The organism is Peribacillus sp. P4_B1 (assembly GCF_056402395.1).
Window position 1 is genome coordinate 1 of the sequence record NZ_JBFUHM010000019.1, and the last position, 24504, is coordinate 24504.

Consider the following 24504-nt stretch of genomic DNA (forward strand, 5'->3'; position numbering starts at 1 on the left):
TATGAGGACTAAAAACCATAGACGTTTGTTTTTGAATCATCGTACTCACCCACATAAATTTATTACCTTGATTATAAAACAAAAAAAGGTAGATTTCCTCAGAATAAACTGAGAAAATCTACCTCTATTGGCCCGGAAGGGACTTTTTCAGTGCCCTCCTAAAAGGAACGGTATTTTTTCATATACCGTTCCTTCTTTGTTCTTGCCCCTATACACATCTTCCGTTTAAAAGTATTATTAAACTAAGTTATCTTCCAATTCAAAAAACAGGGGGCCATATATGTCATTAGAAAAAATCCTGACTCTCACAAACATCAACGATATAACGGATATGGTCAGCACTTATTTAAAAAAACCAGTCGTCATCGAAAATGACCAATTTTTATTGCTGGCATATAGTTCATATTATATCGAACACTTCGACCAAGCCAATCGGCAAACCATCTTCACAAAGCATTGGCCGATTCCAATTCTGGAGAAATTCATGGATGAGGGCATTGTCGAACAGCTTAAAACGGTGGAGCATCCATTTAGGGTGAAACAAATCGAGGAAATCGGCTTAAATCAAAGAGTCGTTGTAAGCGCTGTCCACAAAGGGCAGGTGTTCGGATTCATTTGGGTCCAAGAGACGGAAATGATGACTGATTCCGAATTGGAATTTTTACATGAGGTTTCCCATCATATTGGCAAGCTCCTCCATCAGAAAAAACAGATAAACATGAAAAAAGATGAAGAGAAAAATGAGTTTTATCAAAAGGTCATTGACGAAGTCTATCAAACGGAAAACCAAATAAAATGGGAAGCAGCCAATATGAATCTTCTCATTCCGGAAACATTCCTTATTAATGTCTTTACCATCGCTCAATCCGATGCGGAACATTTCGATGAATTAGCGGATACAGTCAGTCTATTCGCCAATGCGCTGAATCATTTTACCCATGTATTCACAAACCAATTGAAGATCATCGTCCTGATTGGAAGCAATGGTAAAGGGAAAGACCTGCTTTCTGATAGCGCCAATGATTTAACGAACACGGTTCTTGCCCAATTCAATGATCAAAGGGTGTTCCCGGGAATCGGAAATGAGTATTCTTCGATTCTTCAATTAAGAAAATCCTATCTCGAAGCCCTTGAAGTGATCAACGCAGCCAAGTTCATCGGTGAACCTGAACAGCTTCCCTTCCAATATAGCAAGCTTGGGATTTTCCGTTACCTCGAAATGATCTCCAATCATCATACTAAAACGAATTATATCAATACCGATTTACAGATACTTCAAAAGAAGGACCAGGAAAGCCAAACCAAGCTCCTTCAAACAATGGAAATATATCTGTTGAACAATTGCCGGATCAAACCGACAGCTGAACAGCTATACATTCATACCAACACATTGAAATATAGATTGAATCAAATAACCGATCTCACCTCAATCGATTTTGATGACTTTCATTCAAGAATGCAACTATACATCGATTTACAGCTTATAAAGCAGAAATCTTAAGGCATTCCTATTTTGAGGCCGAGAGCTTCAAACATCTAAGGAGAGAGGAAAAGCAGCTATTCTGCCGTGTTCCTCTCTCCTTATACATTGTTTGTACGCTTTTATCATATCAAGTCCAATCGGCTGTTTTATTTACCTATACACTTGCATAGTCAGTGGGATGCATATGATTTTGGCACCGATTAATTTTTATAAATATTACCTTCCAAAAGATCTTCCAAAGTAGTATGATCCAGCAATTCTGCCACTTGATCTCTAATCAGTGCCCAAAGGGGTTTTAATAAACAGTTATTATCTTCAAGGGGACAATATTCATATGCTGTAATACTTACACAGCTCATAGGGGCAAGTGGTCCTTCTAAGTCCCGAATTACGTTTCCAATGATAATCTGATTGGGCAATTCCTTTAAGCTATACCCTCCGTAGACCCCCCTTTTACTTTTAACATAACCGTGACTTTTTAAATGTAAGAGAATTTGCTCCAGATATTGAGGCGACACTAGCGTCTCATTCGCAACATCTTTTATCTGCATGAGTCCTTTTTCGTTCTTTGCTAAAGCTATTAAAGCTCTTAATGCATATTCCCCCTTACTTGAAATCTTCATATGATCATCACTCCCAGCCAATACACTTTATATCATGCTATTTTATGAATGAAGATTATATACGTGGAATTTTGTGTCTATTTCATTCCTGGAAATGCACATCTATATACTTTATTCATACTATATTTCAGAAAGTTGACAAATTTAATCATGTTTCTATGGAATCAATTTAATATAGAAAGAAAATATTAAAACCCTTTAATAACGGGACAAGTTCAACTTCCTCATTGTAAAAAATGAACACTATCTTATTTGTAAGGAGGCGCGAAGAATGGATTTTTTAGAGTCTGTCAAATGCACTTTCGATAATTTACCCTCGTATGATGAAGGTAATTTAGTACAAGCCGTTCAATCTTTAAATCTAACTTTTCATGAGGTTTCTAAGTATGTTACTGAACCGATGGATTTAGAATACGGAAGGAATGTTATTTACAAATCCGAAAATGTTGAAGTAATTGTCATTCATTTACCTAGTATGGCCAGGACTTTTATCCATGATCATGGATTGTCTATTGGATGCATTTTTGTGGTAGCTGGTGATTTTTCAAACGTATTATATAAGTCGGAAGACAAAGAATCTAATCCAATTTATGATCAAATAGAGGAGTTTTCCCAAAATGATATCCTCCTTGTTAAAGAAGATACCATTCACATGATGTATAACCCCACCACTTCTCCTGTTATTACCTTTCATATTTACACTCCACCATTAAAAGGCGGAACAATCTATCCTTCCCCATAAGATAATCACAAATAATCTAAAAGAGAAAGAGGTGTTATATTTCACAATCAAAAAAACCATGGTTCATTAGGAGGATGTTATGAATTCGCAAGGCGATCAATTTATCCAAAGCTTACAAGACGGAAGAAGTGTTTGGTTAAACGGAACAAAAATTGATGTCACAACAGATGAGAACTTTAAAGGTACATTAACTACGATCTCTGAGTTATTTAATATGATGGATGATTCACAAAAAAGAAACTCGGTAGGCTACCTTAGTTCCAAAACGAAAGGGTTTGTCCATTCAGCCTTTTTAGTTCCACACTCTTATGATGATTTACTGAGGAGGAGGATAGCTTTTGAAACTTGGAGTCAAACAACAGATGGCGTGATGAGCCGTTTGTCAGACTATGCTAGATCAAGGTTAACAGGATGGTATGCATCGCGGGAGGACTATAAAAAGTTTGATGAACACTTTCCCCATAAAATTAAAGCTTATTATGAAGAAGCAAGGGATAAGAATCTTTTTTTAAGTGTAGTGCAACGAGATCCTCAGATTAACCGTGCCAATCAATCCTTCAAAGATATAAAGGATCTAGGATTATTAAGAATTACAAAAAAGACGAGTGATGGTGTTTTCTTAAGTGGAGCCAAAATGATTGGTACCGCAGCACCCTATTCGAATGATTTAATTGTATATCCCCTCGTAAATCTGAAAGAAGAACAGGAATCCATAGCTCATATGCTTATTATTGCGGCCAACTCTCCTGGATTGCATATGGTTTGCCGGGAATCCTTTGCTGCAAATCAGACAAAAATAGTGGATTCTCCTCTAAGTTCAAGGTACGACGAGATGGATGCTTTATTAATTTTTGACAATGTATTCGTCCCCTGGGAACGTGTTTTACTTTACGACAACGCTGATGCTTTGCTGCAAATTAAATTGAATCCCGCATCAAATGGCTTTGCGTATCATCAGGCTATCGTTCGGTTATTAACTAAGCTGGAATTCGTTACAGCAATAGCTTGTGAGATTGCTGAAGCAATAGGGGCCGATGCCTATCTGCATGTTCAAGAAAAAATAGAGGAACTATTAATCCAGGTTGAAACGATTAGAGCATTATTGATAGCTTCGGAAAGGGAAGGAAAGCTAGATCAATATCAAACGTTCATCCCAAATTTCACGTACATTGAAACAGCCAGAAACCTCGGGACCAAATATTATCCCCGTGCCATAGAAATCTTACAGCTCATAGGGGCCGGAGGATTCATTCAATTACCCTCAAGTGTACAGGACTTCCAAAGTCCCTTATCGGATTTGCTGAAAAAATATTTTAAAGGAGCGAATCTGGAGGCAGAAAAGAGAACAAAACTATTTAAATTAGCCTGGGATCTTGTGGGGAGTCCTTTAGGATCTAGGCATGAATTATATGAACGTTTTTATGCAGGAAATCCAATACGCAATATAGCTAATCAGTATAATAATTATGATAAAAAAAGATTTAAACAAATGTTAGAAAAATATTTAGATCATTAATAGTTAGGGTCACAGCAAAATATTCCAAGCAGGAAGTCCATCAGCTTTGATTTAAGCGGAAGACCATGATGAAACAGGTACTGTAATTTGAAAACCTTCTTTAACTTTGCACTTTATTGATCCAAGAGCCACATGAAAAATCTATTTAAAATCACGATAACTCCATAGATCCTAGCTAATTTAACGCTTTTAAGGGACAAAAGTAATCCTACTGGAACCAAGAAAATAAATGCCTCCAGCACGAAATGAAGTCTCGCTGATGTTCCAAGTGGGATGACAATGCTTAAAATACCTTTCATAACACCGGCATTTCCCACTTTGAAACCCCAATGACCGTATACAGCAAGTGCAAAAATTTCTCATGAAAATCGAAGGGATAGGTTTACCATTCCCCAAGACTGCCAGAAAACCCATTTTACCCTTCCACCAGATCATATTTATCTTTATTCATTACAATTGAATGGATTCCCTCTATATATGTATTTAGCAGAATAGAAAAACTTTTATCGATATCAATTGGCATTCCAAACCCACCCATTTTTTCAATTGAAGTAAATCCATGTAAAATACTCCTTAATCCTCTCACCAAGTGAATCGCCATTTCTTCCTTTAAATCATAGGCTTGTAGTACTTGGACAACAAGCTCCACAACTGCTTGCTGTGCTTGCTGTAATTCCATGTCTTCAGAATTTGGAAAACGGGTGGTGGCATCATAAAGGCCTGGATGAACTCTAGTAAATTCAACATACGCCTCACTAAGTGCCCTGATTGCATCATCACCGGAACGTCCCACTGCTGCTTGAATCATGTATTCATAAAGTTTTTTAACTCCATTTACTGCTAGTTTCTGTTTTAATCCATTTAGGCCGTCTAAATGGTTATATAACGAGGGGGGCCGTATTTGTAATTCTTCAGCCAACTGGCCTAAAGTAAGATGATCAAGGCCGTTTTCATCAACTAGTTCAGTCGCTTTCTGTAAAATGATAGACAAATCCAACCTTATAAGTTTAGACATCCATTTTAACCTCCTTTTTCATTGTTGAAGTTTTAATTTGGCTTCAACTATTGCTCTGTCCATAGAATTCCCAGGGTGTTCCAGCATCTTTCCATGACCTACAGCAAGTAAAGCTGGTTTATAACTTCTTAATTTCTTTGCACTTTCAAGTGCGATGAGTTTATCCCATGTGTAAAAGGCTGGGAATGGAAATAAAGGCTTGATCATTCCAGAAACCGCAGTTCCACCTCTTGTTTGCAGGGCATCCCCGACAATTAAACTATGATTACGGGTATCAAGAAGCGATATCGAACCAGGGGTATGTCCAGGTGAATAAATAACTTCCAATGAACCGATACGGTCACCCTCTTTAAGCAGTAAGTCTGGTCGAGTTTGAATATTCTTAGGGACTCCGCCACGGATTGGATTTTCATTTTGCAGGAGCGTGACATCGCCAGCAAGTAATGATGCTTCCCTAATAGAAATACTTACTTGTACATCAGGCATTGATGCTTTTAGCCCGTCAAGTGCACCAACATGATCATCATGAGCATGAGTAACTATTATTCTTGTTATCGGTTTTCCAATAATTTGCGCCGCTTTCATTATGCTTTTTCCGCTATAGGGTAATGCTGCATCTACTAGTGTAAGGCTATTCTCTTCCTCTACTAAATAACAGTTTACGGGAAATACACGTGGCATGAAAGATAGTTGAAATACTGTACCAACCTTTGTCATCTTCATCTTTAATCAAACTCCTCCCTCAAAACTAATGTAATTAATATTGTAACTAATATGATTAGTTTTACGATATTATTCCATACTTGACTAAAACATCACGGTCAGTCTCACAATGATGCGAACAAACTATCCCTAGTTATCGAAAAACCATAAAAAACCAGCTCTCAATTACCTTGAGCTGGTTTTTCATGTATCACATCATATTCATTTATTTTTTAGGAAACATTTTCCCTGTCGCCGACATATTCATTCTCCCAAAAATCGGCGTTCTTAATGCCTAACGATTTTGGGTCGAAAACGGGATCCAACCCTTTCTTCTTTTGCCTCTCATAATCCTTTAAGGTAATAAGTGCTGGTTTAGCGAGAATTAAAATGGCAATGACATTGAGCCATACCATAATCCCTAATCCAGCATCACCTAATGCCCAAGCCAGCTCTGCCGTACGAATGGTTCCATAGAAACTGGCCGCAAGAATGATGAGTTTCAATGCAAACATGGCCCACTTACTATTCCGCTTGCGCATTAAATAAGCAATATTCGTTTCTGCAATATAATAGTATGCCATGATCGTCGTAAAAGCGAAGAAGAAAAGCGCAACAGCAACAAACCCAGCACCAAATCCCGGTACTGCGCTATCGATGGCCGCTTGTGTATACCCTGGACCCGGTGTTACATCTGCTAGATTATTGACAATGAATGATCCATTTTCCGCTTGAGTATTATACATACCTGTAAATAAGATCATGAAAGCCGTTGCTGAACAAACGAACAATGTATCGATATAGACAGAAAATGCTTGCACAAGACCTTGTTTGGCAGGGTGCGAAACTTCTGCCGCAGCAGCCGGGTGAGGACCTGTGCCTTGCCCCGCCTCATTCGAATAAACTCCGCGTTTCACTCCCCATGCTATCGCCATTCCGATGAGCCCGCCAAATGCAGAATCCATCCCAAAGGCACTTCTGAATATTAATGAAATGACACCTGGTAATTCTGTAATATTCATTATGACGATGACAACAGAAAGTAATATATAGCCAAGGGCCATAAACGGTACGATTATTTGCGCGGCATTAGCTATCCGTTTTACACCACCGAATATAATGAAACCAAGTAAAAGGATGATAGCTATACCTGTGATTGCAGGTTTAATGCCAAATGCATTCTCCATTCCGGCAGCAATTGAATTGGACTGAACACCAGGCATCAGCACGGCCATGGCTACTAGTGCAGCGAGTGCAAAAAGAACAGCAAACCACTTCACGCCCATTCCTTTTTCAATATAATAGGCAGGGCCCCCTCGATATTGACCGTCTTGTTTGACTTTATATATTTGAGCTAAGGTCGATTCCACAAACGCACTTGATGCTCCTATGAAGGCTATGGCCCACATCCAAAAAACGGCACCAGGACCACCAAAAGCGATAGCCGTCGCCACACCAGCAATGTTACCTGTACCGACCCGACCCGAAAGAGCTATGGATAAAGCCTGGAAAGAGGAAACGCCCGCTTCTGAACTTTTCCCTTGGAACATCAAAACGACCATTTCCTTAATATGCCTCACTTGCAGAAAACGGGTCAAAATCGAGAATACTAAACCTACTCCCAATAAAATGTAAATGACTGGCGTGCTCCACAAAACTCCATTTAAAGCCGTAATAAAATCAGACAATCAAGCTCCCCCTTTGATTATATTTTGAAAATTCAAACTTATCTATTTTTGATTATATTTCATCTTAATGTATTAAACAATAGTTTTTGCGTCAAAAGACCTAACATGCCACTTTTTTATTTTTCCAACTGAGATATCCATACTTTCCTCCCAAATTGAAAAAAACGCCAGCAATTCCGCCGGCGTCATTTTTTTGCATATAGGTCAAGATACTCTAATCGCACCGAGTATTTCCTGTTCCAATTGATTGGTTCTCTCCATTTTTGTCGATTCTGACCATCCAAAATATCCAGCCATATAATCGATCACTGCATTTTTATGCGTTTGGACTAAATCAATATCGAATAACAAGGTCCCGGTCCTGCGGAAGAAAAAGTCCACTGGAGTTGCACCCATTTCATGATCAAGTGCATATTTCAGCTGTACGAACAATTTCTGCGGAATGCCAGTGCTTATTCCTCCGTTTCCTTCGCTTTTGGCGATATTGAATAACACAGGTGCGTTAGACCCGTACATGGCCAATATATCCTCGGAGTCTTTAACAGCAAGTCCTGAGTCTACCCCCATTTGAATATTTTGCTTGATATAATAGGAGAAGTTGCTTGATCCCCCGACATCCCCGCCCGAAATCGGCATTCCTTTAGTGCTGCTGGCTCGGTAAGTCTTATTGGACTGCTGGGAAAGCTTCCCTGCCACAAGGTCGACCGTCGTTTTTGCCATTTTGCGATAGCCGGTCAATTTTCCTCCAGCAATCGTGATAAGGCCCGAATCGGACTCCCAAATTTCATCTTTCCTTGATATTTCAGAAGGATCTTTTCCTTCTTCAAGAATCAACGGTCTCACTCCAGCCCAGCTTGATTCGATATCTTCATCCGAAATTTTCACTTCCGGAAACATATAATCTATCGCCTTTAATAAATAGGCACGGTCTTCGGATGTAACGGTTGGCACTGCAGGATCACCATCATAAAAAGTGTCCGTAGTCCCTACATAAGCCTTACCGGCTCTCGGGATGGCAAAAATCATCCGTCCATCTGGTGTATCAAAATAAAGCGCCTGCTTCAATGGGAATTTCGATTGGTCGATTACCACATGAACACCTTTTGATAACTTCAGCGTTTTCCCTTTTTTCGATTGGTCTTTCTCACGGATGGAATCAACCCATGGACCTGCTGCATTAATAACTTTGTCTGCGTATATTTCATAAACATCACCCGAAAGTAAATCGGCAACTTGGACGCCGTTCACCTTTCCATTTTCATATAACAATTTATCTACTTTTGTATAATTTATCGGTGTTGCACCTTTATCGACTGCTGCCTTCATGACTTCGATCGTTAGCCGTGCATCATCTGTTCGGTATTCAACATAATGGCCTCCGCCTTTAAGCCCTTCTTTCTTTACAAGGGGTTCCATTTTCAGTGTTTCACTAACCGATAGCATTTTCCTTCGTTCGCTTTTTTTAACGCCTGCCAGGAAATCATAGACTCGGAGTCCAATGGATGTACTGAATTTCCCAAAGGTGCCGCCTTTATGCATCGGGAGCAGCATTCTTTCTGGTGTAGTCACATGTGGCCCATTTTCATAAACAATCTCTCTCTCTTTTCCAACCTCAGCAACCATTTTTATTTCAAATTGCTTAAGATATCGCAGACCACCATGGACAAGCTTTGTTGAACGGCTTGATGTGCCTGCCGCAAAGTCCTGCATTTCAACCAATGCCACTTTCATTCCACGGGTCGTTGCATCCAGGGCAATCCCTGCACCGGTAATTCCCCCACCAATGACTACCACATCATATTTTTCTTTTTTCAGAAGTTCGATCGTTTCTTTCCGATATAAATTTGAAAACCTCATGCCTGACTCCTCCTTTAAGTAATGCCTTCCAATGTCAATTAGCCTGTATTACTCGTGAGTTCTGCACGTTTACTCGTGAATTCTGCACGTTTACTCGTGAATTCTACACGTTTACTCGTGAATTCGCGCTGTTTACTCGTGAATTCGCGCTGTTTACTCGTGAATTCGCGCTGTTTACTCGTGAATTCGCGCTGTTTACTCGTGAATTCGCGCTGTTTACTCGTGAATTCTGCACATTACTCGTGAATTCGTGCTGTTTACTCGTGAGTTCTGCACTTTTACTCGTGAATTCTGCACTTTACTCGTGAATTCGTGCTGTTTACTCGTGAGTTCTGCACTTTTACTCGTGAGTTCAGCACTTTACTCGTGAATTCGTGCTGTTTACTCGTGAGTTCGCACTGTTTACTCGTGAATTCGCGCTGTTTACTCGTGAATTCTGCACGTTTACTCGTGAATTCGCGCTGTTTACTCGTGAGTTCGCACTGTTTACCCTTATATTCAATTGGTTCATTTGTTCTCATAGTGTCCATATAGATATTAATATCCCTAATCTGCCTTTAAAAACAAAAAAGAGAGACCATAAATGCACATTATCGAATTCACGATAACGCATTCATGGTCTCTCCTGTTCTCCGGCCGAGTTATTAACTTGATTTTAGTATATCATACTCTAGCTTATATTAGAAAGACTTCGCTTTGTTTTTTATTTAAAAGCCATTGCTGCATGTACAGCTTTTTTCCAGCCTTCATATAATTTATCTCTATCTTGCACTTCCATGGATGGTTTAAAGGTTTTGTCCACCGCCCATTGCTGAGATATTTCTTCTTGGTCCTTCCAATACCCGACAGCAAGGCCCGCCAAATACGCCGCCCCGAGTGCCGTAGTTTCGTTTATTGTCGGCCTTTCGACTGGCACCTGTAATAAATCGCTTTGGAACTGCATTAAAAAGTCATTTTTGACTGCCCCGCCATCCACTCTCAATGTCTGCAGCTCGATTCCCGAATCCGCCTCCATTGCATCAAGGACATCCTTCGTTTGATACGCCAGTGATTCAAGTGTGGCACGAATGAAATGTTCTTTTGATGTCCCGCGCGTCAAACCAAAAATGGCTCCCCGTACTTCACTGTCCCAATATGGGGTCCCAAGGCCTACAAAAGCCGGTACTACATATACTCCATCTGTACTTTCCACCCGCTTTGCATAAGCTTCGCTGTCCTTGGCATCATTAAGCATCCGCAGACCATCACGCAGCCATTGGATTGCGGAGCCAGCTACGAATATACTGCCTTCCAATGCATATTCAACCTTCCCATTCAATCCCCAAGCAAGTGTCGTCAATAGTCCGTGTTCGGAACTGACAGCCTTGGCTCCCGTATTCATAAGCATGAAACAACCTGTTCCATACGTATTTTTTGCCATTCCTTCATTAAAACAAGCTTGGCCAAATAATGCCGCCTGTTGGTCACCGGCTGCTCCTGCGATTGGAATCGACTGGCCGAAGAAATGATATTCAATCGTATGGGCATACACTTCGGAAGAAGGTCTAACCTCTGGCAGCATCGACTTCGGCACAGTCAATATCTCCAGCAGTTCTTCATCCCATTTCAGTTCATGGATATTGTACATCAATGTCCGGGATGCATTGGAATAGTCCGTTACGTGAGCTTTGCCTCCTGAAAGCTTCCAGATCAGCCAAGTATCGATGGTACCGAATAACAGCTTGCCTTCATCTGCCCTTTGTCGTGCCCCTTCCACATTATCGAGGATCCATTTCACTTTCGTTCCGGAAAAATAAGCATCTATCAACAATCCCGTTTTATCCCGGAATAGATCATTAAGTCCCTTCTCCTTCAAATCATCACAGATTTCACTTGTTTGCCTTGACTGCCATACAATCGCATTATAAACAGGGGTACCCGTTTCCTTATCCCAAACGACTGCCGTTTCACGCTGATTGGTTATTCCGATCCCGGCAATTTGCTCTGGCTTTACACCTGATTCCGATAGTACACCGGCAATTACCGCTAAAATTGATCCCCAAATCTCATTGGCGTTATGCTCTACCCAGCCCGGCTTAGGGAAATGCTGCGTGAATTCCTTTTGGGACGAGTGGACAATCTCGCCTTTTTCGTTAAACAAAATCGCCCGTGAACTCGTTGTTCCTTGATCCAATGATAAGATATATTTTTCCATACTGTGTTTCCCCCCTTTTTTAATTTAACTAGCCATGTTGCTAATTTCTAACTCACTTGATTGCTTTTTTCCAAAAGTATATGCTAACACCAATATTATCAGACTTGCTCCTAAAACAGCCCAAAAGGCTGTCGTCAATTCACCTAAAAAGACCGCTTTATAGAAGACAGCTCCAAGTGCTCCACCGACAATCGGACCAACAACCGGAATCCAAGCATAGCCCCAATTTGATTTTCCCTTACCCGGTATTGGCAGCAGGAAGTGAGCAATACGAGGTCCAAGGTCACGGGCAGGGTTTATGGCATAGCCTGTCGTTCCTCCTAGCGACATCCCGATGACAACAATCAATAAACCGACAGCAAATGGGTTCAGACCTTCTGTAAACTCGCCGGCTCCAATAAACAATAAGCCAAGAACAAGGATGAACGTGCCAATCATTTCACTTAATAGATTTGAAAAAGTATGTGGGATAGCCGGTGAGGTTGAAAACACACCAAGCTTTGTACCTGGATCCTCCGTAGCTTTCCAGTGTGGTAAATAATGCAGGAATACAAGAGTCGCACCTATAATTGCCCCTATCATTTGGGCCATGATGTACCCTGGCACATCAGCCCAAGGAAAATCTCCATTGATAGCTAACGCTACTGTAACAGCCGGGTTTAAATGCGCCCCGCTTATGGAACCCACTGCAAAAACACCCATTGTAACAGCCAGTCCCCATGCAATCGTGATAACGATCCAGCCGGCATCTTTTGCATAAGAACCCTTTAAAGATGAACCAGCCCCAATACCTGCTCCGAATAAAACTAAAATCATCGTGCCTACCACTTCTCCCCAAAATGGAGTCATGAATAAAACCCCTCCCCTGATAAATTTTTAAACCATGCCAACAAATAAAAGGAGATTCACAGCAGAACTATCTTCATAAAATGAATTATGAATAGATCTGTTGTGAATCTCCTAGTCTCCGTCACATATATTAACTTATAATTTACAATATACTAGTTTGTGAAAACGCTGTCAATTATTTGGCGAGGAATTATTCTATTTTTCTGTAATTTTTTTCAACTTCCTCGTTCGACCCCATTAAACGATATCCCATAATTCAGTTTTGGAAGTGGTGATTGCCGACGCTCCAGCATCAAGGGCGTTCAGGACTTCATCTGAAGTACGTATGAGGCCGCCTGCAAAAATCGGTGTCTGCAATCGTTCCTTCACCTCTTTTATCATCCATGGCATGGCGCCTGGCAAAACTTCGATATAGTCCGGCTTGGTTTTCTGCACCAGCTTATAACTTTTCTCCAGCGCATGTGAATCTATTAAAAAGATTCGCTGGATGGCAATGACCCCCTTTTGCTTCGCCTTCAATATAACGTTTGATTTAGTTGAAATCAGCCCATATGGATTATATTCCTGACAAATGAATTCTGTCGCGTACTCATCACTTCTTATGCCATGGATCAAATCGACATGATAAATCATTTTCTTATTATGCTGCTTTGCCATCATACTTACGTTTTTCAATTGTGATATATGCAAATCAAGAAACACACCTATTTCATAGGAACTTTCTAAAAATCTTTCGAAATCCTTCATGCTTGCCGAAGCAGGCAAAATCTTCTGGTCCATTATTTCCCTCCTTATCTCCTGGAAAACTATAAGTAATTTAGTATATTTTATAGAGCTTGATTTATCAAACACATTGTGAGGTATGGCATTTCAACCTACCCTTACACTAACATACCTGGCATCCCCTTTAAATATTGTGGCTAAAAACGATCCATCATATTGAAAGTTTCATTTTCAATGCACCTTCGACGAGTTCATACGATTTAATTGTGCCAACGGGGATTTTTCTCACGATGTTCCAAGCATTAACATTCATTTTGACCGTTCTATTTTCGAATTCAAAAAATGGCGGTTTGTTAAATATCCTTCGGTTAATGAAGTTCCTGTCAATTGGTTCCATTTCCACTAATTCAAATGAAATCGTTCTTTTTTCCACGTGAACCGGTTTTAATGTAATCCGGAAAGCTACGTTTTTCTTTAACATCATTTTTTTCACTTCCGTCGTTCCGGAAAGCACTATATGCTTTGGCGTAATCTCGACTTTAATATCCTGACCATATGATTTCATTCTTAAGATTTTCTCTATCATGGCTTCAGTTACCGTTATCGGTAAGCCATTTTTGAATGGACTGAATGTACTCATCCTTGCATTCCCCTCCTGCCGCTCATATGAAACGTCGGTTATAGCATATGCCGGGTTCCCTGATGTAGTTAACATTTCAACCCATATTAATAATCGGTATATTCGAAATCTTCCACCTTCATTACTTGACCTTTATAAAAACTACCTGTATAGTCTTAATTAATTTAATAGACAACTCTTATCCAGAGAGGTGGAGGGACTGGCCCTTTGATGCCTCAGCAACAGACTGATCATGTACTGTGCTAATTCCAGAAGTGTAGAAACTTGAAGATAAGAAGAGTATATAGCTTTGCTGCCAACACCTCTTCTTATTTTTAAGAAGAGGTGTTTTATTTTTAGGCTCTTTTCGTAAAGATTGTTGTTTTTAAAACGAAAGGTTGATTGGAGCGGAAGTGCGAGACTCCTGCGGGAGCAGCGGGACAGGCGAGCATCTGGAGGGGAAATCAACCACAACTCACTACCTGGTAAATAGCAACAAAGTACGTGAAAACAGCCTATTTTTAAAAGGAAAGAAGGAATGCAACATGTCAATCACATTAACGAAGGCACCATTCAGGGCCGATCACGTCGGAAGTTTATTAAGACCAGAACGTTTACATATTGCCAGAAAGCAATTTAAGGAAGGTACCATTTCAGCAGAGCGGCTTCGTGAAGTTGAAACCGAAGAAATCAATCGGATTGTCGAAAAACAAATTGAAGTTGGATTGGAGGCCGTGACGGATGGTGAGTTCAGACGAACATGGTGGCACTTTGACTTCCTCGAACATTTAAATGGCATCGAGGGATATGTGACTGAAAAAGGTCTCACATTCGATGGTGTGGAAACAGAGAGATATAACGTTCGCAATACCGGGAAGGTTTCATTCAATCCTGAACATCCCTTCATTCGCGATTTCATTGAATTGAACAAAATCGTGAACGGACGCGCCGTTGCCAAGCAAACCATTCCCAGTCCGAATCAATTATTTGCTGCAGGCATTCATAATGAAGACATCTACCCTGATATTGAAGACTATGCTAATGATATCATCAAAGCGTATCAGCATGCTTTGAAGGATTTTTATGAAGCAGGTGTACGTTATCTTCAATTGGATGATGTATATATTGCCAGACTTTCAGCTCCAGATTTCCAGTTCAAAGATGGAAAATATACGAGGGAACAGTTAATCGATCTTGCACTTCGCGTAATTAATGGCGCATTGGAAGGCAAACCAGAAGACCTTGTCGTCACTACACACCTATGTCGTGGGAACTACCAGTCGACTTGGGCGTTTGAAGGAAGCTATGCCCGTATCGCCCCAACTTTATTGGCAAAAGAATCAGTGGATGGATTTTTCTTGGAATATGATGATCAACGCTCAGGAGATTTCAAGCCATTGGAATACATTCCAAACGGCGGTGCACGGGTCGTACTGGGTGTCGTCACTTCAAAAAATGGAGAAATCGAAGACAAGGAAGCTGTTAAGGCACGCATTGAAGAAGCCTCGCACTTCGTTCCTCTCGAACAATTATGCTTAAGTCCGCAATGCGGCTTCGCCTCCACCCATCACGGTAACAAGCTGACCGAAGAACAGCAATGGGAAAAGCTGAAATTCGTCGTTGATGTAGCAAAAGAAGTATGGAAATGATTTTTTAGCGGAGACTTTAATTCTGATTTACAGGATTTGAACAACCTAATCGGCCCGCACTGATATGGGAGCCGATTAGGTTCTTGCAATAATACATTTCCATTCCTTTAATGACTCTTTAGATAACGGTATCAAGTTTTGCTATTTATGAAACTAACGATGAATGATAAAACCATTTGACATATCGATAATTCTCGATATAATGAAATGTATGAAAACAATCGAGATATTTAAAGCATTATCCAATGAATCCAGGTTGCAAATCTTACAATGGCTCAAGGCGCCTGAACTCCACTTCACCCCTCATGAGGGAATAGACATGAAGGAAACCGGCGTTTGCGTAAGTCAGATTACGGAAAAATTAAACATGACCCAGTCCACGGCCTCTCAATACCTCTCGATCCTTCTTAGAGCAGGATTGATTAAAACGGAGCGGATAGGAAAGTTTACGTATTACAAACGAGATGAAGAGGCGATCTCAAAAATTACTGATTTCTTGAAAGAAGAAGTATGAAAATGAGCCTGATCCGTACCTTAGAGGGTTGGGTTCATTTTTCTCTCTAACATTTCGATATTTCGCGATATGTTTATTTTTTTATTCATACATATTAACATATTACGATATGTCTTCATATAAATTAATAATCATTAATGAGGAGTGAATCTATTTTGCTTAATACATGGAAAATTTACATGTTAGCGATCATCAGTTTTTTAGTAGGAACATCCGAATTCATCATATCCGGAATTTTGGATAAGATTGCGGATTCTCTTGGAGTGACCATTGCTGCCGCAGGACAGCTCATTACAATTTTCTCCCTTGTCTACGCAATCGGTACACCCATTCTCATGGCTTTGACAGCAAGTTTAGACAGACGAAGATTAATGTTGTATTCCCTTGGACTATTCGTAGTGGCCAATCTGCTTGCCTTTCTATTACCAGGCTTTGGACCTTTTCTATTTGCACGCATAATCATGGCACTTGGTGCAGGATTGGTTGTAGTCACCGCTCTGAATATTGCCGCTAAGCTTGCTCCGCCAGATAAACAAGCAAGTTCTATTGCGACAGTTGTCATGGGGTTTACAGCTTCCCTTATCATTGGCGTACCTCTCGGAAGAATCATGGCAGATGCATTCGGGTGGAAATCCGTCTTTGGCGGAATCGCCCTATTCGGCCTGATTGCCATGATCGTTTTATTCTTTACCATTCCTCCTACCAAAGGGGATAAACCAATACCACTTCTCCAGCAGCTGGCCCTTCTTAAAAAAAGGAAAGTTGCCCTTGGATTATCGATAACCTTCTTCTGGCTTGGCGGATACTCGATAGCTTATACCTATCTATCCCCTTACCTGCTATCCGTATCAGGGATAAGTGACTCTCTACTTAGCACGGCCTTGCTTATATTCGGTATCGCAAGCTTGATCGGATCAAAGTTTGGCGGTTATAGTACGGATCGATGGGGTGTATCATTTACACTAATTGGCGGTATGGCGCTGCATATTATGATGATCATCATGTTATCCATCGTTACGAATTCATTGATGGGCGTTTTGATAATCCTTACATTATGGTCGTTCGCAGCATGGTCATCAGGGCCGACACAGCAATATCATTTAGCGACCCTTGAACCTGAATCATCAGGAGTCATGCTCGGTCTGAATCAGTCGATGATGCAATTGGCCATGGCGGCAGGTGCTGGAATTGGCGGTGTTGCTGTAGAACAAGTATCCCTTGCTTCCATAACCTGGATCGGTGCAACAGGGGTTGCCATTGCCATGGTCATAGTTCTGGTCCTTTCAAGTTCATCGTCAAGCAGTAAAATAGCACAATCCATAAAATCCTAGACCGTTATATAAACATTCATCATAAGGCTAGATTTTAGCCTTATGATAAATCCTAAAGCTGAAAGCAAACAAAAAAGGAACGGTCACTAGCACGTCCCCTTTTTACTTGCAGCTATCATCATCATCCATTTTCTTCACAAATATATCATCCGTCACCCTATCTTCCAGCTTGTTCCTCAAGGCCAATTCCGCAGCCTTCCCATCACTAGGCGACCCGTCCGCGAAATACATCGGAAACAAGGAGAAAAACATAATATAGAAAGAAAAATAGATGAATTGATACCAGATCACCGAGCTGTCCAGGATATTCTGATACACTAAGCTATATATGATCAACATGCTGACTAAATTAAAGATAGCCCCCCCTAAATATATCAGCGTATTCGTCAATCGATTATCATGTTTTAATCCCTTGAACTCGCAAGTCCCATTCCAAAAATAATATTTCCTCACCTCTATGTTCCGAAAGGCGAAAAGTTTATTACCACAACCGATCAAGATCTTCTTTTCTGATCCCCCAAAGATCGTAACAAAGAAAATATGCCCGCTCAAATGTATCAGCGTAACGATTGGCATGATCAAAAAAAAGGAAAATAGAAATTTAATGATATCAGAGAGACCAAACATGTTTAAGCAACCCTCCTTACCAGTGCAATTTTCTTGAACGTCCTTTTAAAAGGATGTTACTCTGATACCCTGCCCACACTAGTTATAACTAGTAAATTTTCACAGAAGGTATGTGTGGATTTCCATAATGATAAGAGAACAATTTCTTCATCTACCAACTTAAATTTGACTGTTTCCAATCAGACCGGACTCCTACTTAATTCGTCCTATCTCCGTTTAATTCGTTCTATCTCCTATTTTTCGGCCTTTAATATGAGCCTATTGATAAACAAATAAAAGCCGGACAATTAAATTGTCCGGCTGATTTTACTTTACGCTTGTTCATTCATATTTTTTGTCAAAGTCAAATTCTACTTCATCAAGTTTAACGAATTTAGTTTTTCTTACCAGTTTATAGCCAAGCCAAAGGCCAAGGAAAAGCGGGATTCCCAGGTATGCAGCTATAACACTGCCCCAATCAATCTGGTCTGAGAAAAAGGCTTGGATATTTTGGGACAGGATGACGATCATGCCAATTAAAATGGCGAAGATTGGCCCTATCGGGAACCATAATGCCTTATATGGAAGCTTCTCCAAAGAATTGCCTTGAGCGATGAATGCTTTGCGGAAACGGTAATGGCTGATGGAAATGCCGAGCCAAAAGATAAATCCTGTTATTCCAATCGCATTCATTAACCAAATATACACTTTACCATCACCGAATACGGAAGCTAAAAAGGCTAGCATTCCGATTGAGCACGTCAAAATCATTCCTGCAACCGGTACGCCGCGTTTATTAAGTTTTGCAAAAATGCGCGGTGCTTGTCCATCTTTTGCCATTGAATATAACATACGCGTAGATGCATATAGACTAGAGTTACCTGCTGATAATACCGCTGTTAAAATGACGGCATTCATAAGCGAAGCTGCAAAGGCCACACCAGCCTTTTCAAATATGAGCGTGAACGGGCTTACCATGACGTTATCCCCTTGTAAACTTGAATTTGTATAAGGGATAAGCAGTCCTATCACAAAGATTGCCAATACGTAAAAGAGCAGGATTCTCCAGAAGACACTTTTAATGGCCTTTGGTATATTCCGTGCAGGATCTTCACTTTCACCGGCAGCCACGCCGACAATTTCGGTACCCTGAAAAGAAAAGCCAGCCGCTATGAATACGATGAAGACACCCATGAACCCACCCGGGAAAGGAGCGTCGTCGACTGTGAAGTTTTTAAAACCTACTGCTTCGCCACCCATGATGCCGACAATCATTAGTATTCCAACGATTATAAAAATAACGATGGCTGTTACTTTTATGAAGGAAAACCAGTATTCCCCTTCACCGTATCCTTTAACAGATAAGTAGTTTAATAGGAAAATGAGCACCAAGAATGATGAACTCCATAACAACGATGGACTATTCGGAAACCAAAATTTCATGATCATTGTTGAGGCTGACAACTCGGCCGCTATGGTCATCGACCAATTGAACCAGTACGTCCATCCCAAGGCAAACCCAAATGCCGGATCGACGAATTTCGTTCCATAGGTACTGAATGAACCGCTTGTCGGCATAAAGGCGGCCAGTTCCCCTAAGCTGGTCATCACGAAGTACACCATTGCCCCAACTAAGGCATAAGCAAGTAATGCGCCGCCTGGTCCAGCTGTATGGATAGCTGCCCCGCTGCTAAGAAACAGTCCGGTGCCAATCGCCCCTCCAATGGAAATCATCGTTAAATGACGAGATTTTAAACCGCGCTTTAATCCCTGTTCTTCTTGCTTTGGAGGATGCTGCAAGATGTCGTTTTCTTGTTTTGGTATCATAAATTTTCATCCCTTTCTATATAAGCGCTTTCATTTATGGGGAAATCCATTTAATAAATTTTCCTATTTCATCGACCTTCAAATAGAGCTAATTTACAATCGAATATTCCTTTTCTGATATATATGCAAGTTCTATGCCAGAATTAAAAAACCGCAATATTCAACAAATTATCAAAAAAAACGACTTAAATAGACAAAATATTTTGCACTTTACGCCACGGTTTTTTGCACTTTATGCCACGGTTTTTTGCACTTATAAAAAAGCAGGATTTTTAACGGGGAAAATATTAAGATCCTTTTACATAATTGAAATATTACTGTAAGAATATTCAGAAATAATAAATCTACCAAAAACCATTTTTCTCCATTTTATAACTTTAAATGTCATATTTTTTGCGAGTTTTCTCCATTTGATAATAATATGAAAGGATGCAAAAATGAGGTATTCTCATGAGGGAGTTGAGTGTTTATGAAAGGTAAGGTATTTGTAGGAACTGCACTATCCATCGGTCTATTATTTTCTGCTATTCCCCATCAAGAAGCTTTAGCGGCAAAAAATGTGTTAAGTGTTGAAAAGTACAATAAGCATAGGGATTCGCTAGAATACAAGTCTGGGAAGCTTACGGAACCCTCAAAGCAAACGGCAGAAGATATCATTCTTACCTTTTTTGATGAGAACAAAAAGTCTTACAAGCTAGAAAAGCAAAAGGCGAAGGACTCCTTCACGATCGAGAAAGAAAGCAAGGATGAACTGGGCAATACTGTCCTTAAATTGCAACAAACCTATAAAGGCGTACCAGTATGGAATTCCACACAAGCCGTATTGATTGACGCTAAAGGTGTATTGACCGTCGTGTCCGGTACGGTTGAAGCCAATCTAAACACGAAATTAGGGAAAAAGGCTAAAAAAGGCATCAGTGAATCTGAAGCTATCAAAATAGCGGAAGCGGATCTGGGGTTCACACCTGCCTACGAGCAATCACCTGAATCTGAGCTATATGTATACGCAAATGAAGGCAAGGCCGATTATGTATATAAAGTCAATTTGAAATTCTTAAGTCCGGAACCTGGAAATCATAATTATTTCATTTCAGTCAAAACGGGTAAAATCCTGAATAAATACAATACACTAGATGAAGTGACGGGAACCAATTCCGTCGGAACGGGCACTGGCGTCTTAAACAACACCGTATCGTTGAACACTACCTTATCCAACGGTCAATACTATTTACAAGACAATACACGCGGCAAAGGCATTTTCACCTATAATGCCAATAACCGTTCAAAATTGCCTGGTACACTCTTTTCCAACACGACAAATGCTTTTACTACTTCTGCCGATAAAGCTGCGGTGGATGCCCATTTTTATGCAGGTAACACCTATGATTATTACAAATCCACATTTGGCCGGAACTCCTATGATGGTAATGGAACCACCCTGAAATCAACCGTCCATTATGGCTCAAGATACAATAATGCTTTTTGGGATGGCACCCAAATGGTTTACGGTGATGGAGATGGCACGACGTTCATTCCATTGTCCGGCGGGCTCGATGTCGTTGCGCATGAATTGACGCATGCCGTCACTTCCTCGGAATCGAACCTTACCTATCAATATGAATCCGGTGCTTTGAATGAAGCGATATCTGATATTTTTGGCACTGTCGTAGAATTTAAGAATCAAAGTGCCAAAGCGGATTATTTGATCGGAGAAGATATTTACACACCTAACATTTCCGGTGATGCACTTCGCTCGATGGCTAATCCAACATTGAATGGGGATCCTGACCATTATTCGAACCGTTATACAGGAACGGGTGATAACGGCGGAGTCCACACGAACAGCGGAATCATTAATAAGGCAGCTTATTTAATCTCTGCAGGCGGAACCCACCATGGTGTGAGCGTATCCGGAATCGGCATCGATAAACTAGGCACCATCTTTTATCGGGCAAACACAACATATTTAACTTCGTCGTCTACTTTTTCACAAGCCAGAGCGGCCGTCATACAAGCGGCCTCTGATTTATACGGTTCTAGCAGTGCAGAAGTCACAGCTGTCAAAAATGCCTTTACAGCTGTCGGTGTGATTTAAGGGATTTACCTATATGACCGACACCTCCCTAGCTTCACTTGTAGCGGAGGTGTTTTTTGTATGTATATATATTTTCCGGCCGAATGATCACTTTTTTCGGCCTTCATATGAATTATTCCGTCACTCGGAACCTATGATAAAAGGTAGGGCCTCAATAAATTCCCAAAATGAGTGTGAAAATGATTATTTCCGTAAAATAGTTGCTTTTCTCCTTATTAACTGTCAAGCTTAGATGATCTGGACTATATTGAATAGAACAAGTAGGTGACGAACATGATTGAAGTTAAAACTTCCACACTCAGTGATGGTGAGTTCAATAGAGGCGTATTCGCAACACAAGACATTAAAAAAGGTGAGCTTTTGCATGAAGCACCTGTCATTGCTTACCCAAACGAGGAGCATGTTTTCATAGAGAAAACATTGCTTGCTGATTATGCATTTGAATATGGAATTAACCATACTGCCATGCTTTTAGGCTATGGCATGCTGTTTAATCACTCTTATACACCAAATGCTACGTACGACATCAACTTTAAGAATCATACGTTTGATTTCTTTGCTTACACTGACATAAAGGCAGGAGAAGAAATCCTGATTAATTATAATGGTGAAGTCGATAATGAGGATCCGCTTTGGTTCAATAAAGAAGATAATGGTGAAGATGAAGCTGAATGATCATTGATCATTCATGAAAGCACTTGTACTTTTGACAGACCTGTCCAAGGTCTTCGGAAGAAACGAGTGCTTTTCATTTTCCTTCCACCGGGTTCTAATTAATGGAGGTCTTCTTTAAAGTCAGGTAACACGCCATTAACCCGTTATTTTTTTTAACCAGTCGGATCGGGGGAAGAATGGAAAAGTGAAGATGTTTGATCAAAAAGGGAGCAATGAAAAAAGCCCCATCAAATTGCATGCTTGAGCAACCTGATGGGGTTTTTCATCTTAATGAGGGGATGGGTCACTTGATTTTGATTTAGTTAATGATTGGAGTTGGCTCTTAACCTTATCAATGGTTTCTGGTGTGGCTAGCGATTTTATTTGACTCATGGTTTTTTCACGAGTTTTCTTATTGCGCATTAAAAATGCTGCAGCTCCTATCAGGACGGTTCCAATCATTTTGTTTGATGGCATGTGAATTTCCTCCTTCAAGTTAGTTATAGTTAGTATTCCCTCTATCAACTGATTTAAACTAAAGCATCCTGTTGTGTGCGATTTCCCTTTTATTTATCCAAATTCAGACTTTCAATATACTTTATGCTTTCAGGGCTTTTCACCACTTTTTCAGCTTGATCCGGGTCTGCCTTCGTTTGCTTCATAGTGTAGAATTTATATGTCAACACTCTTTTCACTGACTCGTTAATTCTATCTATTGGAACTTCTCCTGCTTTTACAGCTTCGAGTAATCCGTTATATACCTCAAGTTCATGGGAGTATTCATGACAGACAAGTAATAAATCAGCTCCTGCAAGGATTGCTTGCTTCCCCATCTCTTCATAAGAGAAATACTTGTTCACAGCTCCCATTTCCAAATCGTCCGTGACCACAAGCCCTTCATACTTAAGTTTCCCCCGAAGCAGGTCTTCTATGATGACTTTAGAAAGGCTTGCAGGTTTTTCTTTATCATAGGCTGGATATTTAATGTGGGTCACCATCACGAAAAACTTTTGGTTATCCATTTCACTTATGATTTGCTTGAAAGGATAAATATCCGAGTTTTCTAGATCAAGTTGGTTTGTTTCCACTGACGATGTTTCGACATGGGGATCGATTTCGCTGCGTCCGTTTCCTGGAAAGTGCTTCAATGCACCAGTTATGGATACATCATTCAAGCCTTGAATGGCTTTCTTTCCGTATTGATAGACCTTTTCCGGATCTTTTCCAAATGAACGCTCATCCGTTTTCGATAGATCAAGAACAGGGGCGAAATTTATGTTAATCCCCATTGAACCAAGTTCTTTCCCATTCAATTTTGCCACCTTGTACATGTCTTCGGCAGATGCATTTTTCCCAAGATCCTTTTGCGCCGGGAGTGGCGATACCCGTTCCCTCATCCGGATTGTGTCCCCGCCTTCCTGATCGACGGCCACCATGAGCGGAAGCGGATGTAAGCTTTGATCGGCTGTTTGCTGCAGCGAATTGGATAACTTAGCCACTTGTTCAGGCGATTTCATATTGCGGTCAAAATAAATGACGCCCCCTATATGTTTTTGTTCGATAAGCTCCGTAATTTCACTGTTTTTTTCAGTTCCGTTGAAACCAACGATCATAAGCTGTCCGATTTTCTCTTCAAGCGTCATTTTTTCGAGCATTTTTTCTATTTTCTCATGGTTATCCGTGTTGGCATCGAAGTCTTTCCCTTTACCCTCTTTAGAATTCGCATCCATATTCAACTGAATGAACAACACTGTAAAAAAAGAGAGGATTGCGATAAAGGCCAGACCCAAATATATATTTTTTTTCTTCATGCTTTG

At 40.5% G+C, this 24504-nt stretch carries 25 protein-coding genes and 1 riboswitch; of the genes, 11 read left to right on the forward strand and 14 right to left on the reverse strand.

The window, feature by feature from the left end:
- Positions 1–280: 280 nt before the first annotated feature.
- Complete coding sequence (locus tag AC1DVK_RS12825) at positions 281–1501, forward strand: PucR family transcriptional regulator (RefSeq protein WP_410862341.1); 1221 nt, start codon at positions 281–283, stop codon at positions 1499–1501.
- A 182-nt stretch (positions 1502–1683) separates the two neighbouring features.
- On the opposite strand, the gene AC1DVK_RS12830 is transcribed toward AC1DVK_RS12825, so the two are convergent.
- On the reverse strand, positions 1684–2106 hold the full coding sequence (locus AC1DVK_RS12830; protein ID WP_061465352.1) for an RrF2 family transcriptional regulator: 423 nt from the start codon (positions 2104–2106) through the stop codon (positions 1684–1686).
- Between the two features lie 271 nt (positions 2107–2377).
- Here AC1DVK_RS12830 and AC1DVK_RS12835 point away from each other — a divergent pair, with 271 nt between their 5' ends.
- Together AC1DVK_RS12835 and AC1DVK_RS12840 are read left to right on the forward strand one after the other, a co-directional pair.
- Complete coding sequence (locus tag AC1DVK_RS12835) at positions 2378–2848, forward strand: cysteine dioxygenase (RefSeq protein ID WP_477626615.1); 471 nt, start codon at positions 2378–2380, stop codon at positions 2846–2848.
- Between the two features lie 79 nt (positions 2849–2927).
- Complete coding sequence (locus tag AC1DVK_RS12840; RefSeq protein ID WP_477626616.1) at positions 2928–4364, forward strand: 4-hydroxyphenylacetate 3-hydroxylase family protein; 1437 nt, start codon at positions 2928–2930, stop codon at positions 4362–4364.
- A 113-nt stretch (positions 4365–4477) separates the two neighbouring features.
- On the opposite strand, the gene AC1DVK_RS12845 is transcribed toward AC1DVK_RS12840, so the two are convergent.
- From AC1DVK_RS12845 to AC1DVK_RS12865, 5 genes are all read right to left on the reverse strand, one after another.
- Positions 4478–4681, reverse strand: coding sequence for a hypothetical protein (locus AC1DVK_RS12845; RefSeq protein ID WP_477626617.1), 204 nt, complete (start codon positions 4679–4681; stop codon positions 4478–4480).
- Between the two features lie 98 nt (positions 4682–4779).
- Positions 4780–5379, reverse strand: a complete 600-nt coding sequence (locus AC1DVK_RS12850) for a TetR/AcrR family transcriptional regulator (RefSeq protein WP_477626618.1) — start codon at positions 5377–5379, stop codon at positions 4780–4782.
- Between the two features lie 18 nt (positions 5380–5397).
- Positions 5398–6102 (reverse strand): MBL fold metallo-hydrolase, encoded by a 705-nt coding sequence (locus AC1DVK_RS12855; RefSeq protein WP_477626619.1) that lies wholly within the window; start codon positions 6100–6102, stop codon positions 5398–5400.
- Positions 6103–6314: 212 nt separating this feature from the next.
- Positions 6315–7769, reverse strand: coding sequence for an alanine/glycine:cation symporter family protein (locus AC1DVK_RS12860; RefSeq protein ID WP_477626620.1), 1455 nt, complete (start codon positions 7767–7769; stop codon positions 6315–6317).
- A gap of 204 nt (positions 7770–7973) precedes the next feature.
- On the reverse strand, positions 7974–9626 hold the full coding sequence (locus AC1DVK_RS12865; protein ID WP_477626621.1) for a glycerol-3-phosphate dehydrogenase/oxidase: 1653 nt from the start codon (positions 9624–9626) through the stop codon (positions 7974–7976).
- Here AC1DVK_RS12865 and AC1DVK_RS12870 point away from each other — a divergent pair.
- Together AC1DVK_RS12870 and AC1DVK_RS12875 are read left to right on the forward strand one after the other, a co-directional pair.
- Positions 9614–9934: a hypothetical protein gene (locus AC1DVK_RS12870; RefSeq protein WP_477626622.1), complete on the forward strand. Its 321-nt coding sequence runs from the start codon at positions 9614–9616 to the stop codon at positions 9932–9934. The genes AC1DVK_RS12865 and AC1DVK_RS12870 overlap by 13 nt on opposite strands.
- 66 nt (positions 9935–10000) lie before the next feature.
- Positions 10001–10234: a hypothetical protein gene (locus AC1DVK_RS12875; protein WP_477626623.1), complete on the forward strand. Its 234-nt coding sequence runs from the start codon at positions 10001–10003 to the stop codon at positions 10232–10234.
- Positions 10235–10329: 95 nt separating this feature from the next.
- Here the strand turns inward: AC1DVK_RS12875 and glpK are convergent, their stop codons facing one another.
- The 4 genes from glpK to AC1DVK_RS12895 all read right to left on the reverse strand — a co-directional run bounded on the left by glpK (position 10330) and on the right by AC1DVK_RS12895 (position 14032).
- Positions 10330–11820: a glycerol kinase GlpK gene (gene glpK / locus AC1DVK_RS12880; protein ID WP_089361793.1), complete on the reverse strand. Its 1491-nt coding sequence runs from the start codon at positions 11818–11820 to the stop codon at positions 10330–10332.
- Positions 11821–11844: 24 nt separating this feature from the next.
- The gene (locus AC1DVK_RS12885) at positions 11845–12669 is read right to left on the reverse strand and encodes an MIP/aquaporin family protein (protein WP_377385844.1); all 825 of its coding nucleotides are present in this window, start codon (positions 12667–12669) and stop codon (positions 11845–11847) included.
- 237 nt (positions 12670–12906) lie between these two features.
- Positions 12907–13449 carry a glycerol-3-phosphate responsive antiterminator gene (locus AC1DVK_RS12890; protein WP_089361795.1) on the reverse strand — a complete coding sequence of 181 codons (543 nt, stop codon included), beginning with the start codon at positions 13447–13449 and terminating at the stop codon, positions 12907–12909.
- 154 nt (positions 13450–13603) lie between these two features.
- The gene (locus AC1DVK_RS12895; protein ID WP_477626624.1) at positions 13604–14032 is read right to left on the reverse strand and encodes a hypothetical protein; all 429 of its coding nucleotides are present in this window, start codon (positions 14030–14032) and stop codon (positions 13604–13606) included.
- Positions 14033–14207: 175 nt separating this feature from the next.
- Positions 14208–14309: riboswitch (SAM riboswitch) on the forward strand.
- Between the two features lie 247 nt (positions 14310–14556).
- Here AC1DVK_RS12895 and AC1DVK_RS12900 point away from each other — a divergent pair.
- The 3 genes from AC1DVK_RS12900 (at position 14557) to AC1DVK_RS12910 (ending at position 17505) form a co-directional block, all read left to right on the forward strand.
- On the forward strand, positions 14557–15660 hold the full coding sequence (locus AC1DVK_RS12900) for a 5-methyltetrahydropteroyltriglutamate--homocysteine S-methyltransferase (protein WP_477626659.1): 1104 nt from the start codon (positions 14557–14559) through the stop codon (positions 15658–15660).
- A gap of 211 nt (positions 15661–15871) precedes the next feature.
- Entirely contained in the window at positions 15872–16174 is a 303-nt protein-coding gene (locus tag AC1DVK_RS12905; protein ID WP_410862324.1) for an ArsR/SmtB family transcription factor, read from the forward strand.
- Between the two features lie 155 nt (positions 16175–16329).
- Positions 16330–17505 (forward strand): MFS transporter, encoded by a 1176-nt coding sequence (locus tag AC1DVK_RS12910; RefSeq protein WP_410862322.1) that lies wholly within the window; start codon positions 16330–16332, stop codon positions 17503–17505.
- A 102-nt stretch (positions 17506–17607) separates the two neighbouring features.
- Here the strand turns inward: AC1DVK_RS12910 and AC1DVK_RS12915 are convergent, their stop codons facing one another.
- Together AC1DVK_RS12915 and AC1DVK_RS12920 are read right to left on the reverse strand one after the other, a co-directional pair.
- Positions 17608–18132 carry a hypothetical protein gene (locus AC1DVK_RS12915; RefSeq protein ID WP_061465365.1) on the reverse strand — a complete coding sequence of 175 codons (525 nt, stop codon included), beginning with the start codon at positions 18130–18132 and terminating at the stop codon, positions 17608–17610.
- 321 nt (positions 18133–18453) lie between these two features.
- Entirely contained in the window at positions 18454–19938 is a 1485-nt protein-coding gene (locus AC1DVK_RS12920) for an amino acid permease (RefSeq protein ID WP_061465366.1), read from the reverse strand.
- A 134-nt stretch (positions 19939–20072) separates the two neighbouring features.
- Here AC1DVK_RS12920 and AC1DVK_RS12925 point away from each other — a divergent pair, with 134 nt between their 5' ends.
- The 3 genes from AC1DVK_RS12925 (at position 20073) to AC1DVK_RS12935 (ending at position 22708) form a co-directional block, all read left to right on the forward strand.
- Positions 20073–20261, forward strand: a complete 189-nt coding sequence (locus AC1DVK_RS12925; protein ID WP_477626625.1) for a hypothetical protein — start codon at positions 20073–20075, stop codon at positions 20259–20261.
- A 146-nt stretch (positions 20262–20407) separates the two neighbouring features.
- On the forward strand, positions 20408–22033 hold the full coding sequence (locus AC1DVK_RS12930) for a M4 family metallopeptidase (protein WP_410862318.1): 1626 nt from the start codon (positions 20408–20410) through the stop codon (positions 22031–22033).
- A gap of 273 nt (positions 22034–22306) precedes the next feature.
- Positions 22307–22708: an SET domain-containing protein gene (locus AC1DVK_RS12935; protein WP_056523115.1), complete on the forward strand. Its 402-nt coding sequence runs from the start codon at positions 22307–22309 to the stop codon at positions 22706–22708.
- A gap of 267 nt (positions 22709–22975) precedes the next feature.
- Here AC1DVK_RS12935 and AC1DVK_RS12940 read toward each other — a convergent pair whose 3' ends face one another.
- Positions 22976–23164, reverse strand: a complete 189-nt coding sequence (locus AC1DVK_RS12940; protein ID WP_410862316.1) for a hypothetical protein — start codon at positions 23162–23164, stop codon at positions 22976–22978.
- Positions 23165–23253: 89 nt separating this feature from the next.
- Entirely contained in the window at positions 23254–24498 is a 1245-nt protein-coding gene (gene nagZ / locus AC1DVK_RS12945) for a beta-N-acetylhexosaminidase (protein ID WP_477626626.1), read from the reverse strand.
- Positions 24499–24504 lie beyond the last annotated feature (6 nt).